Source organism: Ruegeria sp. AM1 (assembly GCF_056540745.1).
Map to the genome: position 1 here is coordinate 1,263,965 of NZ_JBQFXH010000001.1, position 15,765 is coordinate 1,279,729.

Annotated in this window: 14 protein-coding genes and 3 tRNA genes; 11 read left to right on the top strand and 6 right to left on the bottom strand. The window is 57.1% G+C overall.

The window, feature by feature from the left end:
* Window positions 1-4 precede the first annotated feature (4 nt).
* Entirely contained in the window at window positions 5-1,258 is a 1,254-nt protein-coding gene (locus ACR0I7_RS06310; protein ID WP_480509374.1) for a sarcosine oxidase subunit beta family protein, read from the bottom strand.
* A gap of 255 nt (window positions 1,259-1,513) precedes the next feature.
* Window positions 1,514-2,944, bottom strand: coding sequence for a Glu/Leu/Phe/Val family dehydrogenase (locus tag ACR0I7_RS06315; protein ID WP_480509375.1), 1,431 nt, complete (start codon window positions 2,942-2,944; stop codon window positions 1,514-1,516).
* Between the two features lie 319 nt (window positions 2,945-3,263).
* Between ACR0I7_RS06315 and ACR0I7_RS06320 the strand changes: the two genes are divergently transcribed.
* Genes ACR0I7_RS06320 through ACR0I7_RS06330 form a run of 3 tightly spaced genes read left to right on the top strand, consistent with a single transcriptional unit; the run spans window position 3,264 to window position 6,233 of the window.
* Entirely contained in the window at window positions 3,264-5,084 is a 1,821-nt protein-coding gene (locus ACR0I7_RS06320) for a Tad domain-containing protein (protein WP_480509376.1), read from the top strand.
* Window positions 5,081-5,656, top strand: a complete 576-nt coding sequence (locus ACR0I7_RS06325; RefSeq protein WP_480509377.1) for a TadE/TadG family type IV pilus assembly protein — start codon at window positions 5,081-5,083, stop codon at window positions 5,654-5,656. The genes ACR0I7_RS06320 and ACR0I7_RS06325 overlap by 4 nt, the downstream gene beginning before the upstream one ends.
* A complete protein-coding gene (locus ACR0I7_RS06330) occupies window positions 5,643-6,233 on the top strand; it encodes a TadE/TadG family type IV pilus assembly protein (protein WP_480509378.1) in 591 nt (196 codons plus the stop codon). The genes ACR0I7_RS06325 and ACR0I7_RS06330 overlap by 14 nt, the downstream gene beginning before the upstream one ends.
* A 181-nt stretch (window positions 6,234-6,414) precedes the next feature.
* Here the strand turns inward: ACR0I7_RS06330 and ACR0I7_RS06335 are convergent, their stop codons facing one another.
* Both ACR0I7_RS06335 and ACR0I7_RS06340 read right to left on the bottom strand, forming a co-directional pair.
* A complete protein-coding gene (locus ACR0I7_RS06335; RefSeq protein WP_480509379.1) occupies window positions 6,415-6,768 on the bottom strand; it encodes a VOC family protein in 354 nt (117 codons plus the stop codon).
* Window positions 6,769-6,950: 182 nt separating this feature from the next.
* Window positions 6,951-7,421, bottom strand: a complete 471-nt coding sequence (locus ACR0I7_RS06340; RefSeq protein WP_480509380.1) for a hypothetical protein — start codon at window positions 7,419-7,421, stop codon at window positions 6,951-6,953.
* A gap of 148 nt (window positions 7,422-7,569) precedes the next feature.
* Between ACR0I7_RS06340 and ACR0I7_RS06345 the strand changes: the two genes are divergently transcribed.
* A complete protein-coding gene (locus ACR0I7_RS06345) occupies window positions 7,570-8,481 on the top strand; it encodes a pirin family protein (protein ID WP_480509381.1) in 912 nt (303 codons plus the stop codon).
* Between the two features lie 29 nt (window positions 8,482-8,510).
* Here the strand turns inward: ACR0I7_RS06345 and ACR0I7_RS06350 are convergent, their stop codons facing one another.
* A complete protein-coding gene (locus tag ACR0I7_RS06350) occupies window positions 8,511-9,098 on the bottom strand; it encodes a TetR/AcrR family transcriptional regulator (protein ID WP_480509382.1) in 588 nt (195 codons plus the stop codon).
* A gap of 102 nt (window positions 9,099-9,200) precedes the next feature.
* Here ACR0I7_RS06350 and ACR0I7_RS06355 point away from each other — a divergent pair, with 102 nt between their 5' ends.
* The 6 genes from ACR0I7_RS06355 to ACR0I7_RS06380 all read left to right on the top strand — a co-directional run bounded on the left by ACR0I7_RS06355 (window position 9,201) and on the right by ACR0I7_RS06380 (window position 14,077).
* Window positions 9,201-9,449 (top strand): hypothetical protein, encoded by a 249-nt coding sequence (locus ACR0I7_RS06355; protein WP_480509383.1) that lies wholly within the window; start codon window positions 9,201-9,203, stop codon window positions 9,447-9,449.
* 126 nt (window positions 9,450-9,575) lie between these two features.
* Window positions 9,576-10,862, top strand: a complete 1,287-nt coding sequence (locus ACR0I7_RS06360) for a homoserine dehydrogenase (protein ID WP_480509384.1) — start codon at window positions 9,576-9,578, stop codon at window positions 10,860-10,862.
* A 71-nt stretch (window positions 10,863-10,933) separates the two neighbouring features.
* Window positions 10,934-11,917, top strand: a complete 984-nt coding sequence (glpX, locus tag ACR0I7_RS06365) for a class II fructose-bisphosphatase (protein ID WP_480509385.1) — start codon at window positions 10,934-10,936, stop codon at window positions 11,915-11,917.
* Window positions 11,918-12,004: 87 nt separating this feature from the next.
* The gene (recJ, locus tag ACR0I7_RS06370) at window positions 12,005-13,747 is read left to right on the top strand and encodes a single-stranded-DNA-specific exonuclease RecJ (RefSeq protein ID WP_480509386.1); all 1,743 of its coding nucleotides are present in this window, start codon (window positions 12,005-12,007) and stop codon (window positions 13,745-13,747) included.
* 110 nt (window positions 13,748-13,857) lie between these two features.
* Window positions 13,858-13,932, top strand: a tRNA-Glu gene (locus ACR0I7_RS06375).
* A gap of 70 nt (window positions 13,933-14,002) precedes the next feature.
* Window positions 14,003-14,077 (top strand) — tRNA-Glu (locus tag ACR0I7_RS06380).
* A 231-nt stretch (window positions 14,078-14,308) separates the two neighbouring features.
* On the opposite strand, the gene ACR0I7_RS06385 is transcribed toward ACR0I7_RS06380, so the two are convergent.
* Window positions 14,309-14,398 (bottom strand) — tRNA-Ser (locus ACR0I7_RS06385).
* A gap of 202 nt (window positions 14,399-14,600) precedes the next feature.
* Here ACR0I7_RS06385 and ACR0I7_RS06390 point away from each other — a divergent pair.
* A complete protein-coding gene (locus ACR0I7_RS06390) occupies window positions 14,601-15,752 on the top strand; it encodes an SPOR domain-containing protein (RefSeq protein WP_480509387.1) in 1,152 nt (383 codons plus the stop codon).
* Window positions 15,753-15,765 lie beyond the last annotated feature (13 nt).

Sequence of the window (15,765 nt, forward strand, 5' to 3'; positions counted from 1 at the left end):
GACCTCAATGCAGGTTATGCTGAGAGCCTGTGCCCTCTTCATCGATGATCCCGCGACCGGTGCGGAAACGATCCAGGCGGAACCCGGTGGCGTTTTCATGGAATCGACCGGTGGCGATCAGATGCGCAAAGACATTGCCCGACCCCGGCACCGCCTTGAAGCCCCCATAATTCCAACCGCAATTCAGATAGAGCCCATCGATATGCGTTGTATCGATGATCGGAGACCCATCAGGCGACATATCCATAATCCCGCCCCAGGATCGCAGAATCTTGGCCTTTGAAATCATGGGCATCAGGGTCACCCCAGCCTCCATAACACTTTCAACCGTGGGAAGATTACCCCGGGCGGCATAAGACGCGTAGAAATCCAGATCGCCACCAAAAACCAGGCCACCCTTGTCGGACTGGCTGATGTAAAAATGTCCCATCCCAAAGGTTACAACATGATCCATGCAGGGTTTCAGGCCCTCGGTTACAAAGGCTTGCAGCACATGGCTTTCGATTGGCAGGCGCATCCCGGCCATAGCGGCCACCTGGCTTGATCGGCCTGCAACCACCATGGCAACCTTTTTGGCCCTGATGGGACCGCGCGAAGTCTGGACCCCGCGCACTTTGCCATCTTCAATATCAATACCAGTGACCTCGCAATTCTGGATCAGGTCAACGCCCCGCTGATCGGCCCCCCGAGCATAGCCCCAAGCAACCGCATCATGGCGCGCCGTTCCACCCCGCGCGTGATACAGCCCGCCATAGATCGGAAACCGCAAGTTTTCATAGTTGAGATAGGGCAGCATGTTGCGCACCGCATCGCGCCCCAGCAATTCGGCATCATCACCCTGAGAGATCATCATGTTGCCGCGCCGCGCGGCGGCGTCACGCTGCCCGTCAGAATGGAACAGGTTGATGATCCCGCGTTGCGAGTGCATCACGTTGTAGTTCAGGTCTTGCTCTAGCCCCTCCCACAATTTCAACGAATGTGAGTAGAACTCGGAATTGCCCTGTAAGAAGTAATTGGCTCGAACAATGGTGGTATTGCGCCCCACATTGCCGCCGCCGATATAGCCCTTTTCCAGAACCGCCACATTGGTCAGGCCATGCTCTTTCGCAAGGTAATACGCGGTGCTTAAACCATGACCGCCACCGCCAATAATAACGATGTCATAGGCAGGCTTGGGTTCCGGATCGCGCCAGTGCGGGGTCCATCCTTTGTTACCGGTTAAGCCTTCTTTGAGGACGCGCAAGCCGGAAAAACGCATTCAGATCTCCCTGCGGGTGTGTTGATATCAAACCAACTCTGACCAGCAGTAGCAATGCAATACCGCGGCTCCGCCTCTATTTTCGACACGAACTTGTCAACGGGCGACCAAAGTCCTCACGACGATCACAATCGTTGGTACTCAGATCTGGATTTGCGTTTCGAAAACAAAAAAACGCCGCACCCAGGGATGCGGCGTGACAAAGGCCAATTTGCGGTGGAGTACAACCCTTAAAGGGTCGTACCCCGTCTGTGGCTAAAGCCCCTTGGCGCGATAGCTTTTTGAAACCCGGTCAATCGCAACGATGTATGCCGCTGTGCGCAGGTCATCGACATCGGCCCGGTCATGCCAGACCTCGCTCATCGATTGATAGGCGATACGCATTGTGTCATCGAGCCCTGAACGTACTAGTTCCAACTCGTCAGCGCCCTTAAGATACTTAGACTTAAAGTCGGGTGACATAGACCAGGCATCCCCAAGATACCGATCCAGCCGTTCAAGCTCGCTCACGATCAATTCGTGGCGCGCTTCTTCCTGACGACGCTGCATCCGGCCGAACCGGATATGGCTCAGGTTCTTGACCCATTCAAAATATGACACCGTAACACCGCCCGCATTGGCATACATGTCCGGGATAATGACAGTACCTTTCTTACGCAGAATTTCATCCGCGCCCGCGGTCACCGGCCCATTGGCCGCTTCGATGATCAGCGGTGCTTTGATGTTATCGGCGTTCGACAGGTTGATGACCCCTTCCAGCGCCGCCGGGATCAGGATATCGCAGTCCTGCTCAAGAACATCGCCACCTTCTGCCGTATGCGTGGCGTCGGGGTAGTCCTTGACGCCGCCGTGTTTGACGATCCACTGGCGTACCGCTTCGACGTCAATACCCTCGGGATTATACAGAGCGCCATCCCATTCAATTACGCCGACAATACGTGAGCCGTCTTCTTCACTCAGAAACTTAGCGGCATGGTATCCCACATTGCCCAGCCCCTGCACGATCACCCGCTTTCCATCAAGCTTGCCGGACATACCGGCCTTTTTGACATCCTCCGGATGACGGAAGAACTCGCGCAGGGCATATTGAATGCCGCGCCCGGTCGCCTCAACCCGACCTGCAATACCACCGGCATTGAGGGGCTTGCCCGTCACGCACGCGCGCGCATTGATGTCCGTGGTGTTCATGCGGGCATACTGATCCGCCATCCAAGCCATCTCTCGTTCACTCGTCCCCATATCGGGGGCCGGCACGTTCTGGGAAGGATTGATCAGGTCACGCTTCGCAAGCTCATAGGCAAAGCGGCGGGTGATCTGCTCCAGCTCATGTTCTTCGTATTTGCGGGGGTCAATGCAAAGCCCTCCTTTCGAGCCGCCAAATGGCGCTTCAACCAGCGCGCATTTGTAAGTCATCAGCGCTGCCAGCGCTTCGACTTCGTCCTGATTAACGGCAGTGGCATAACGAATGCCGCCTTTAACCGGCTCCATATGTTCGGAGTGAACCGAGCGGTATCCGGTGAAGGTATGTATCTGCCCACGCAACCGGACCCCAAAACGCACAGTATAGGTTGCGTTGCAAACACGGATTTTTTCTTCGAGCCCCGGCGGCAAATCCATCAGGGACGCAGCCCTGTTAAACATCAAATCAACGCTCTCACGAAAACTGGGTTCTTTGATGGCCGCCATAAAATCCTCCGTATTGGTAGATGACATGCGTCATGACGTTTTGTCGCACCGCTGACAGGTCACTGCAATCGCCAACTGCATTTTTTTTCATCAAAGTATGAAGACAAGGTTTCCCGCCAGATACTGAGTCGCTTTGACCGCTACTCTCCCTCAAATTGTTCCCAGCACAGAAACAAACACTCCGCTCAAATGGCAACTAAAGCCAATTTCCATTCAATAATAGCGGCATAGTGGCAGCTCTGCCCAAATCTCGCCACGATCAAATTTTAACTTATTAAAGTTGCGAAGAACTGGCTTATGGCCGGCAGAGGGATTCGTTATGCGAAATTTTGTTTGGAAGTCTAAATTCAATCGTGCGCGTCAATCGCTTGACTACTCGCGCCATCTGCAGGCCTTTGCTGCCTCGGAAAGTGGTGTCATGACGATCATGACGCTGTTCTTCATTATGATCGTGTTCATAACCGCCGGGTTCGCCGTGGATGTAATGCGCTTCGACCGGGAACGCGCGAAACTGCAATACGCGCTTGACCGCGCGGTGCTCGCCGCGGCTGACCTTGATCAGGAACTCTGCCCAAGAGACGTTATTAATGACTACCTTTCCAAAGAAGGGCTGGATGAGTTTCTGGTCGGAGAACCGAAGGTAGAGCCGGATATTTGCGGGTCAGAGGCTGTTGTCCTCGAAGGGTACCGCCGAGTCGAGGCAAGCGCCCAGATGGACGTCGAGATGCACTTCATGAAATGGAGTAATGTCGATACGATCGCTAGCACAGCAACCAGCGCCGCAGAAGAGTCCATCGGTAACGTTGAGATTTCGCTGGTCCTCGATGTATCTGGCTCTATGCGGGGCTCGAAGCTGTCTAACCTCAAAACCGCCGCAAACAATTTCATCGACGAGATGACCGCAAAATCCGAAGATGGGAAACTGTCGATCTCGATCGTTCCTTATTCCGAACAGGTGTCCGTGCCGGACCCGCTGATGGACTTGCTTAAGACCGAGGGTTCGAACCAGTTCGCAAATTGTATTGATTTTCAGGCCGCTGCCTTCAACACGACCACCTTCGATCATTTCGATGTTGTGGACCCCGACACAGGTGTTGTGCTTGTACACGGAACGCCTGTTCCGCAAACGCTACATTTCACCGACGAAGGAAACTCTGACTTCCGCCAAAGCAACGGCTTCATCAACAGCAATACTTGCCTGCGCGAAACCGCCACAAGCCAACGCCAAATGACGGTCATGCAGAAAGATGCTAAGACTCTGAAAGATCAGATCAATCTTCTTCAGGCGAGTGGCTGGACGTCGATCGACGTTGGCCTGAAATGGGGACTCACGTTGCTCGACGAAAGCTTCCTCTACCTGAACTCGAGGCTGATCGCTGCCAACGAAGTGCCGGCCGAATTCATTTCGCGCCCTTCCCCCAACGTTAATTCAGATACGCTCAAGGTTGTCGTTTTGATGACGGACGGAGCGAACACCAAACAACACATGGTTCTTCCGCCCTATCATCAGGGTGAGTCGGACATCTGGTGGTACGATGAAGACAACGTCTATTCATTCTATGACAATGAGCGGAATGACTACTACTGGTTCAATGTCCCGATGACAGAATGGGATTCGAGTAGAGGGTGGTATTGGGCGCGCGAACGGCGTCAGGATCACGCTTATGCAGCGAACGCGGGCAGCCAATATACCCAGTACCGTTGTTCCTCATATAGCGACGGCCGATGCCTCAGCTTCGACTACAGCAGAAGCAGAGAAAAATCTGAATACGATTCAGGTGCTGAAACAGCACGTAACATGGAATGGCCGGAAGTTTGGGAAAGCACAACTAAATACCGTATCTATAGCATGATGCGCAGCGCATATAGCTCGAGCCGCGCTTACGACTGGTACTACGCTGCGTCAACCGAGCTTGACCAGCCAGACAAGGACCCGCGCGTAAGATCTCTGTGCGACCGTGCGAAGGAAGAGAATGTCATTACTTTCTCCATCGCATTTGACGCACCCACATCGGCGAAGAACCTGCTGAAGTACTGCGTCAGTGATGATGGTGCCTACTATGAGGCGTCAGGCGACGAGATCATCGACGTGTTCGCGTCAATTGGATCGACAATCCAGAACCTGAGGCTGACACAATGATACGGCGCCTAAGAAACCATTTGCGTCGGTTCAGGCGCAAAGAAGACGGCGCAGCAACGATTGAGTTGCTGTTCTGGTTCCCATTTTTCGTCATCATCACCTATTCGGGTGTCGATATGGGGTTCCATGCGTTTTATCACGCGAACCTTGAGCGCGCATTGGACGAAACCATTCGCGACGTGCGCCTCAACAATATCGCAAAATACGATGCCTCAGAGGGTGCTCAATGGAAACACGACATGCTCAAAGAGATCATCTGCGATAAGGCCCAGTACATTCCTAAATGCCTGGACAACATGGCCTTGGAGATGAAGTCGATCGATCCCTACAGTGCATTTGCAGACGAGCAGTTGAATCCCAACCCCTTCTGCGTCGACACGCCCGAAGAAATCCGAAAGCCCGAAGATCAGGTCTTTGAGGCTGGTGCCTCAAACGAGCTTATGATCGTTCGCGCCTGCGTCGAAGTAAGTCCGCATTGGGTGGGCACGATGCTGGGTCGTCTGACTGAACGCAACCGCGACGGGCAGTATGAGCTGCATGCAACGACGGTATTTGTCCATGAACCTGTTTAACTCGATAAATATCGCCGCCTTGGCCAAGTTCTTTGGACGTTTCAAACGCAAAGAAGACGGGCTGATAACAGTCGAAGCTGTGCTGATGGTGCCCCTGCTATTCTGGTCTCTATGGGCATCCTTCTCATTTTTTGACAGTTATCGCCAAAGCTCGCGCAACTTGAAGGCGGCGTATGCCGTTGCTGACGTTATCTCGCGTGAACGCAGCACTGTTAACGTGACCTATTTCAACTCGTTGTTTTCGCTCATGGAGACCATGGTCGCAGAACGTTCTGATATGTCTATGAGAGTCTCGTTCCTGAGGTTCGACCAGCCTGACGATCGTCACTATGTCTTGTGGTCATGCGTTCGCGGCGCGAAGTATACGAAGTGGAACGATGGAAACATCGACCAGATCAGAGCCGCGTTGCCGCAAATGCCGAACGATGGGAAAATGATTGTTGTTGAAACCAGCAACACATACCGGCGCCCTTACAAGATCGGCTTCGGAAGCCCTGAGTATCCGATGGATAACTTCGTATTCACCCACCCAAGGGTATTCGACAATATCAACATCGAAGACCCTGACAACTGCTAGGCATAACACGTTACTGGACCTTGACGTGCCCGCTGCAGTTGGCTGACATAAAGCGTACGTTCGTCATCAGGTCAGACACCTGATCAAGTATTCCTGTTTTTGAGGTGACATGTGCTCCTGCGCGGGGGCAGCAAAATGACCCGCGGCAAGGATTGTACGCTCTTCGCTGCGACTGAACGCGCTACGCTTTGTGGGAGAGAACGTTCAACAGCTTACCGGTGGGGTCGAGTAAAAAGAAACGGCGCACGCCCCAAGGTTCATTGGTGAGGTCGTATTTGATGTCGCAGCCCATCGACACAGCACGCTGATAGACCTCATCTACATCATCAACCTCTATTGAGGCGTTCGGTACGGACGTTCCCGACCCTCCCTCAGACGCGATACTGATTTGAACTCTGGACGAAAGTTCCGAAGCGAGGGTGACGATCCATCCCTGATCCATAATGGGCTCAAGGTCAAAAAGCTCAGAGTAGAACTTCTGAACCTCGGCAACGGTATCGGTCGCTATGTCCAGTACGATGCGCCTAACAACCATCACGTCTTCTCCCTCTAGAAGGCAGTTTAGCCCGCGCGGTCGTGAAAGTCAGTTTCGTCGCGCACAAAGGGCTCAGGGTCAGAAATGCTTTAGATTTGAGCTGCTAACACACGATGCGGCGCACTGATCAGGGTCAGCAAAGCGCGCGTCAACCATCAAGACATCATCACACCCAAACCAAGCTATCCCCTTTCAGCCAACAATGCTGAAAGCATTTCCGACATGAATTTGGTTTCGGCGGCGGCGGTCATGCCGCCGATACCAACACGGCGCCCAAGACGCCACCACAGGCCCGGCGCCCATCTGTTCTTGTCCGACCGAGCGAGGCGCAGCAGAAAGCCATTGGAGGGTTTGAAGGCAAAGACGCCGCGATCCACTGCTTCGATATCCTGCACGTCAGCGATCTTGTCCCCTGCCCCGGTTCTCAGCTCGGTGCGCGTCAGCTCAATCCGGTCAGCGGTTGCGAACCACATGCGATGCGCCATCCAGAACGCCGCCCCACCAACGGCAAACAGAAACACCTGCCAAACCAGTTCGGGCGGGGCCATTACTGCAACGTAAAGCACAAGAACACCAACTGTTGTCAGCATCCCGACCCCGACCCAACGTCGGGGCTGTGACGTTTCCACCGTTGCCAAAACCTCGTCCTGCATACGCATCTCCAATTCATTTCGCCTCGGTGTATCCAGATTCATTTGTGAAATATAGACATACAAATATGCACACAGACGGTGCTGAAGCACAAATTGACGCGTTAGACGCACAGCCCACATAGTGTGCAAAGCTACAGGAGTGCTACCAATGTCTCTGAGACCGATCCTTGAAACGCGCACCGCGACCCCGACCCTGGAAGGCGCAGGTGTGAAACTGCATCGTGCGTTCGGGTTTCAGGACCCGTCCGAGCTTGATCCCTTCCTGCTGTTCGACGATTTCAGAAACGAACGGCCTGAGGATTATCAGGCCGGTTTCCCTTGGCATCCGCATCGTGGGATCGAAACCATCACATATGTGCTGTCGGGTACGGTTGATCACAGCGACTCGCTCGGCAACAGCGGCACGTTGGGTGCAGGTGACGTGCAATGGATGACAGCCGGGTCCGGTATACTGCATCAGGAGATGCCGACAGGAAACGCAGCAGGTCAGATGCACGGATTTCAACTGTGGGGCAATCTGCCGTCCGGGCAAAAGATGACAGCGCCGCGTTATCAGGATGTCAGCCGTCAGGAGATACCGGAAATCACCGACGATGACGGCACAACCGTTCGTGTCATCGTAGGTGAATTCTGGGGGCGTACCGGGCCGATCGACGGGATTGCGGCAGACCCGCAATATCTGGATATCTCGATCCCAAAGGGCGTCAAAAAGACATTCAAAATAGATACTTACCGCCGCGCGTTTGCTTATGTGTTTGAAGGCAACGCCGCCTTTGCAGACGCATCTCAGCCACAGGGCGTTCTGCTGGAAAAAGAGGTGGCGGGTCACGAGGTCAACATTCGCGACATGTCGGGGGACCGTACGCTGATCCGTTTTGGAACCGGCGATGAGATCACCGTTCAGGCAGGACCCGAGGGGGTGCGATTTCTGCTGATCTCGGGCGCGCCGATCAACGAACCTGTTGCTTGGCACGGCCCGATTGTCATGAACACCAGATCCGAGCTTGAGCAAGCCTTTCTCGAACTGCGGAATGGTACCTTTATCCGCCCAGCGCATTGAGGCCGGAAATCCACGACCGTCAGACGCGTTCAGGGAGCGACAGCTTTTGAGACCATATCCCAGTAGATCTGTTCAACCTCATCCAGCGACAAGCGGCCGCCGGACCGATACCACGTCATGACCCCGTTCAGCATTGCGATCACGGCCAGCGTCGCGATTTTGGTATCGGCGATGGAAAACTGCCCCTTTTCCTGCCCAGAGCGCAGGATGCCTTCCAGGGAATCCTCATAGGCGCGGCGCAGCGCTTCGATCTCAGCGAAATTCTCCCCGGTCAGGTTGCGCAACTCCATATACGCGATGAACACTTCGTCCGGGCGCTGCAGATGGAACCGGATGTGGAACCCCACAAACTGGCGCAAAGCCTCGCGGTCGTTTGCTGAAGCACCCAAGGCACCATATGCTGACAGCAGGTCCTGCATATGCTCCTGCATCAGGCGAAACAGCAGACTTTGCTTGTCTGGCGTATAGTTATACAGCGCCCCGGCCTGCACCCCGACCTCACCCGCGATCTGCCGCATCGACACCGCAGCATAGCCATGCCGGGCAAACAGCCGCAACGCTGCCTCGCGGATGCGCGGGCCGGTGATATCGGAATGTGAACCCTGAGTACGTGCCATAGGCGCACCGTATCTGAACAATTGTTCAGATAGAACCCCGCTTGAACCGACACCGCAAAACGGGCATCACCGGTGGGCAGTTGCGTCCTCGAAAGGCCTGTCATGAAAAAAATCTCGGTCCTGACCCTGTTGCTGGCCTGCGCCGGATGCACCGATATCCCGGAATTGGAAGGCCGCGAGGCGCCATCGCTCCGCAACGCCGCCTACCCCAAGCTGATCCCGCTGGACGAAACGCTTGGTCCGCCGGCCGATCCCGTCAGCGAAGCCGCAATCGTCGAAGAAGAGCTGACCAAGCGCAGCGAGGCACTGGCGCGGAAAGCCGAAGCGCTGCAAAACGCGGCGACCAATTGAACCAGACCGGTTTCGCGGGCACGGCTGACCTCTGACGGATTGCACCTGTGCCTCTAACCCGCTAATGCAGCCTGCAAATGAATATCTTGGCCGAACCCGGCACATCGAGCGGAAAGGACCCACCACATGACAAAGGCGCTGCGGCTTGGAGTTGCTGGATTGGGAACCGTCGGCGTCGGCGTGGTTCGGATCGTGCGTCGCCATGCCGATCTGCTTGAGGCCCGCACCGGCCGCCGGATCGAAATCGTTGCCGTCTCCGCGCGCGACCCTGACAAAGATCGCGGCATCAGCCTGTCGGACTATGCCTGGGAAACTGACCCCGTCGCGCTGGCAAAACGGGATGATATCGACGTCTTTGTCGAACTGATGGGCGGTGAAAACGGCCCGGCCAAAGCCTCGGTCGAGGCCGCGCTGGCCAGCGGTAAGGATGTTGTCACCGCCAACAAGGCGTTGTTGGCAATTCATGGTCAGGCGCTGGCCGAAACCGCTGAGGCCGCAGGCCGGATCGTCCGTTTCGAAGCGGCGGTTGCCGGGGGCATACCGGTCATCAAATCGCTGACCGAAGGTCTGGCCGGCAATGATATCACCCGCGTCATGGGCGTGATGAACGGCACCTGCAACTATATCCTGACCCGGATGCAATCGCAGGAACTGGGCTATAACGCCCTGTTCGAGGAATGCGCGCAGCTGGGGTATCTCGAGGCTGATCCGAACCTTGATGTCGGCGGCATCGATGCGGCGCACAAGCTGGCCTTGCTGTCATCAATCGCCTTTGGGACAAAACCGAATTTCGACGGGATCGAGATCGAGGGTATTCAACATATCAGCCTGGATGACATCCATCAGGCCGCCGATATGGGGTATCGCATCAAGCTGCTGGGTGTCGCCCAGCGTTCGGCCCGTGGGCTGGAACAGCGGATGCAGCCCTGTCTTGTGCCCAGCGACTCGCCGCTTGGCCAGTTGGAAGGCGGAACCAATATGGTGGTGATCGAGGGCGACTCGGTTGACCAGATCGTTCTGCGTGGCCCCGGTGCGGGTGAAGGCCCCACCGCAAGCGCGGTGATGGGCGATGTATGTGATCTGGCGCGCGGCCTGCGCATTTCGACTTTCGGACGCCCAGCCACCTCTCTGCAAGAGGCCGTGCCCGCGCGCACCGGCCTGCCTGCCCCCTATTACCTGCGCCTCGCGCTGCTGGACAAACCCGGCGCTTTGGCCAAAGTGGCCGCCATTTTGGGAGATGCGGGCGTGTCCATCGACCGGATGCGCCAATACGCCCATTCCGAAAGCACCGCCCCCGTTTTGATTGTCACCCACAAGACCACGCGCGCTGCGCTGGATGTGGCGCTTGAGGCGCTCGGCGGCACCGATGTCGTTTCGGGCACGCCTATCGCGCTGCGCATCGAACAGGTCTGACCCCTTGCGGCCCGCGCCATCTGCGGGCTATGCCGATTATGACGTCTTCACTGACCAAAGGATTACAGAGAATGAACGCTGCCAAAACCGACTTTAACGACCGTTTGCTGTCACTTGGCCTTGCACGGGTTGCCGAACAGGCTGCCCTGGCCTCGGCCTCGCTGGTTGGGCGCGGCGACGAGAAAGCCGCCGATCAGGCAGCCGTGAACGCCATGCGCGAGCAGCTGAACCTGCTGGATATCTCGGGCGTGGTTGTCATTGGTGAAGGCGAGCGGGACGAAGCCCCGATGCTGTATATCGGCGAAGAGGTCGGCACAGGCAGCGGCCCCGGCGTGGACATCGCCCTTGATCCGCTGGAGGGGACGACCCTGACCGCCAAGGATATGCCCAATGCATTGACCGTCATCGCAATGGGTCCGCGCGGCTCGATGTTGCATGCGCCTGACGTCTATATGGACAAGCTGGCCGTTGGCCCCGGGTTCGACGAAGGCGTCGTCAATCTGGATATGAGCCCGCGCGAACGCGTTGAGGCGCTGGCCAAGGCAAAAGGCTGTGAACCAGCTGACATCACTGTGTGTATTCTTGAACGTCCCCGTCACGAAGCGATGATAGCCGAAGTGCGCGAAACCGGCGCTTCGATCCGTCTGATAACAGATGGTGACGTGGCAGGTGTCATGCACTGCGCCGAAAGCGAAGTGACCGGCATCGACATGTATATGGGCCAGGGTGGCGCGCCCGAAGGTGTTCTCGCTGCTGCTGCGTTGAAATGCATGGGCGGGCAGATTTTCGGTCGTCTCCTGTTCCGCAATGACGACGAACGTGGCCGCGCGGCCAAGGCGGGCATCACCGATCTGGATCGCGTATACAGCCGGGATGAGATGGTGACCGCTGACGTTATCTTTGCAGCGACCGGGGTTACCGGCGGCTCGCTTCTGCCGCGCATCAAGCGCGAGCCGGGCTGGGTTGAAACAACAACCCTGCTGATGCGGTCCAAAACCGGCTCCGTTCGGCGGATGTCCTACCGCACGCCGATGTGGTCGCACGACGAGGTTTGAAAGAATACGCCGCCATTTCGCGCGCGTATGTGTCATAAGACGAAGGCCGGGTCCGCAAGGGCCCGGCCTTGGCATATGAGGTAAGACGTGGCTTTTCTGGGTGTTGAACAATCTCTGACAGGGCGGCGTTGGGTTGGCCCCGCTTCCGAGATCGAGCGCGCGGCCGAGATGCTGGCCCAGCAGGCCGATCTGCCCCGCGCTGTGTGCCAGGTTCTGGCCCGGCGCGGCGTGCCCCCGATGGAGGCCCGCGCCTTTCTGGAGCCCAAGCTGAAAGAGCTACTGCCTGACCCGCGCACGATTCTGGATATGGAGGTCGCCGCCTCTCGGTTTCTTGAGGCGGTCTATAACCGGCAGCGCATCGCGGTGTTTGCTGACTATGACGTCGACGGCGGAAGCTCAGCCGCATTGCTGCTCGTCTGGCTCAGGCAGATGGGACTGCAGTCCACACTTTATGTGCCCGACCGGATCGATGAGGGATACGGGCCCAACGTGCCAGCGATGCAGGAACTTGCAGCGACCCATGATCTGATTATCTGTGTGGATTGCGGAACGCTCAGTCACGACCCCATCGCAGCGGCAAAAGCCGCGGATGTCATTGTTCTGGATCACCATCTGGGCGCCGAAACGCTGCCGGACTGCGTCGCCGTCGTGAACCCCAACCGTCAGGATGAAAGCGGCGATCTGGGCTATCTCTGCGCCGCAGCGGTTGTGTTCCTGATGCTGGTCGAGGCTGGCCGTCAGATGCGCGAGGCGGGACGCAAGGGGCCTGATCTGATCTCGCTGCTGGATCTTGTGGCGCTGGCGACGGTCGCAGATGTGGCCCCTCTGATTGACGCCAACCGCGCGCTGGTCCGTCAGGGGCTGAAAGTGATGGCGGCCCGACAAAGGCCCGGTCTGGTGGCTCTGTCTGATATCGCGCGCATGGATTCTGCCCCAACCAGCTATCATCTGGGATTTCTGCTGGGGCCGCGCGTCAATGCAGGTGGGCGCATCGGTCAGGCCGATCTGGGTGCCCGATTGCTGAGTACCGAGTCCGCAACCGAAGCACAGGCTTTGTCGCAGCGACTGGACGAATTGAACACCGAACGCCGTGATATTGAAAACGCCGTACGCGCTGCTGCGCTGGATCAGGCCGAAGAGCGCGGGCTTGAGGCACCACTGGTTTGGGCCGCTGGCGAGGGGTGGCACCCCGGCGTTGTCGGAATTGTTGCCTCGCGGCTGAAAGAGGCCGCGAACCGCCCTGCCATCGTCATCGGCTTTGACGGGGACGAAGGTAAAGGGTCGGGTCGGTCGGTGTCAGGCGTTGATCTGGGCGCGTCGATCCAACGACTTGCCGCCGAGGGCCTGTTGGTCAAAGGCGGGGGTCACAAGATGGCCGCGGGGCTGACCGTGATGCGCGATCAGTTGGAGCCCGCGATGGCCCGGCTTAGCGAATTGCTGGCCAAACAAGGCGCCGGACAAGGCGGTCCTGTGGACCTGAAGCTGGACGGTGCTCTGATGCCCGGTGCCGCCAGCGTTGATCTGATCGAACAAATCGAACAAGCTGGTCCCTTTGGCGCCGGGGCCCCTGCCCCGCGCTATGCGTTGCCCGACCTGCAGATACGCTTTGCCAAACGAGTGGGAGAGTCGCACCTCAAACTGTCACTGTCTGATGGGATGAGCGGCGGTCTGGACGCGATCGCCTTTGGCGCTTTTGATGGCCCGCTGGGCGAGCGCCTGTCAAATCACGGCGGCGCGCGCTTTCATTTCGCCGGGCGGCTTGAAGTCAATTCATGGGGTGGACGCCAGAACGTGCAGCTTCGGCTAGAAGACGCCGCCGAGGCGAACTGATCCCCATTTCGACACCAGAAATCGGGCGCGTAAAAAAGTTTCACATCCCTGCATTTTTCGGCTTGCGGGGGTCCAAGGTAAACCGTAAAAGGCCCTCCACAAGCCAGCGTGGCCCGTTCGTCTATCGGTTAGGACGCCAGGTTTTCAACCTGGAAAGAGGGGTTCGATTCCCCTACGGGCTACCAGCTTGGCTTTGTACACATGGCCAGACAGGCAGTTGGAACACGGTTCCACATCATGTCAATTGGTCACAGTGGCCCGTTCGTCTATCGGTTAGGACGCCAGGTTTTCAACCTGGAAAGAGGGGTTCGATTCCCCTACGGGCTACCAGTTTCCTTTGATAACAATAGCTTACAGAAGCCTTTGTACAGCACACCTGCGCGCAGTATCCGCCGCAGAACCTCTGCACGCGCCAGACCGCCAACCCGTCACAATCCGCAAATGCCGACAAGTCACTGGCAATACATGAGATGGCAAAATCCGCTGATCAATGGCGCGCCGTAAATGTCCTGTCGGCGATGGAAATCATCCAAATCCAAGGTCGTACTTATGAGTGCTGAGTGGCGGGGAGACAGGGATTCGAACCCTGGGAACGCTCTCACGTTCAACGGTTTTCAAGACCGCCGCATTCGACCACTCTGCCACCTCCCCGCGTGCAGCCGGGTCTAAGGCCAAGTTGAAACAGGTGCAAGCCAAAAGAGGGAAATATCGCCGAAGCCAATGCAGCGGTCTTTCCATGCTACAGCACCCGCGTTATGATCCGCCTGAAAGACCGCAAGAGAGTGGCAACAGAACCATTCGATCAGCGGTTGGGGCTCGGTGAACGCGGCCCCTTCAGGCAAGGGATGACGACATGAAGCGAGCGACAGAGACACGCTTTGGGCGGCTGGCAGTATTGGCAGTGGCTTTGACAGCTTTAACCGCATGTGACGAGGCATTGACCTCTGGTGAAGCGCCCACAGAGGCCACAGACGAAGCCCTGGATGGCGACACCCCAAAAGAAATTTTCCCAACAGCCGGTGGGAAGCAGCGTGATGTTGAGGCCCCCGAAGTTTTTCAGACGACCGAAGCAGGTCTTTGGGATGGACGCCCGTCGCTGGGCGGCATCTGGGTCGCACATCCCGACGTGAATGAGCCCGAACGAGTTCTGATCAAAAACACCGCAAACAACAAATCCATAACCGGCGCCCTGTTCCGCCGTGAACGCAACCTGCCCGGACCGCTGCTTCAGGTATCCTCCTCGGCAGCCGCACAATTGGGCATGCTTGCGGGGTCCCCAACACGTCTGCAGGTCGTGGCGCTGCGCCGGGAAGAGGTTGAACCCACGCCGCCCCCCGCTCCGGTCGAAAAAGAAGAGGAAAAACCGGCTGACGACAGCGATGCGACCGTCACCGCCGAGGCCGAGACAGAAGCCGCCGAAAAACCGGCCAAACGGAAATGGTGGCAGAAGAAAGAGCCCGATAACAACGCCGTAGCCGTTGCTGCGGGCGCCGCAACAGCCGGTGCTGCAGCTGCCGCGTCATCGTCAGATGACGTTGCTGAGGCGGCGGAAGCCGCAGTTGAAGCGGCACCCTCGACAAGTGCTCTGTCGGACCCACAGGTGACGCCACCGGCAGAACAACCGGCCAAACGGAAATGGTGGCAGAAAAAGACAACCGACGAGATCACCGAAACACCGCTGGACCCCATTGCAGGTGCAGCCGCAGCAATCGAAGCCTCCGAGGCAACACCGGCTGAAACACAAGTGGCCAGTGCCGCGGCGACCTCTCCTTTGACAAAGCCCTATGTCCAGATCGGAACCTTTGAGGTTCAGGACAATGCCAATGTCGCCGCCGAGAAAATCCGCAAGAATGGGATGTCCGCCGCAGTAAGCGAAGTGAAATCGGGCGAGAAAACCGTTTGGCGCGTGCTTGTTGGCCCTGCGATGACACGGGCCGAACGCAAGGCTATTCTGAGCGATGCAAAAGATCTCGGATTTACAGACGCCTTTACAGCAAAGAACTAATAAGGAGGACCAC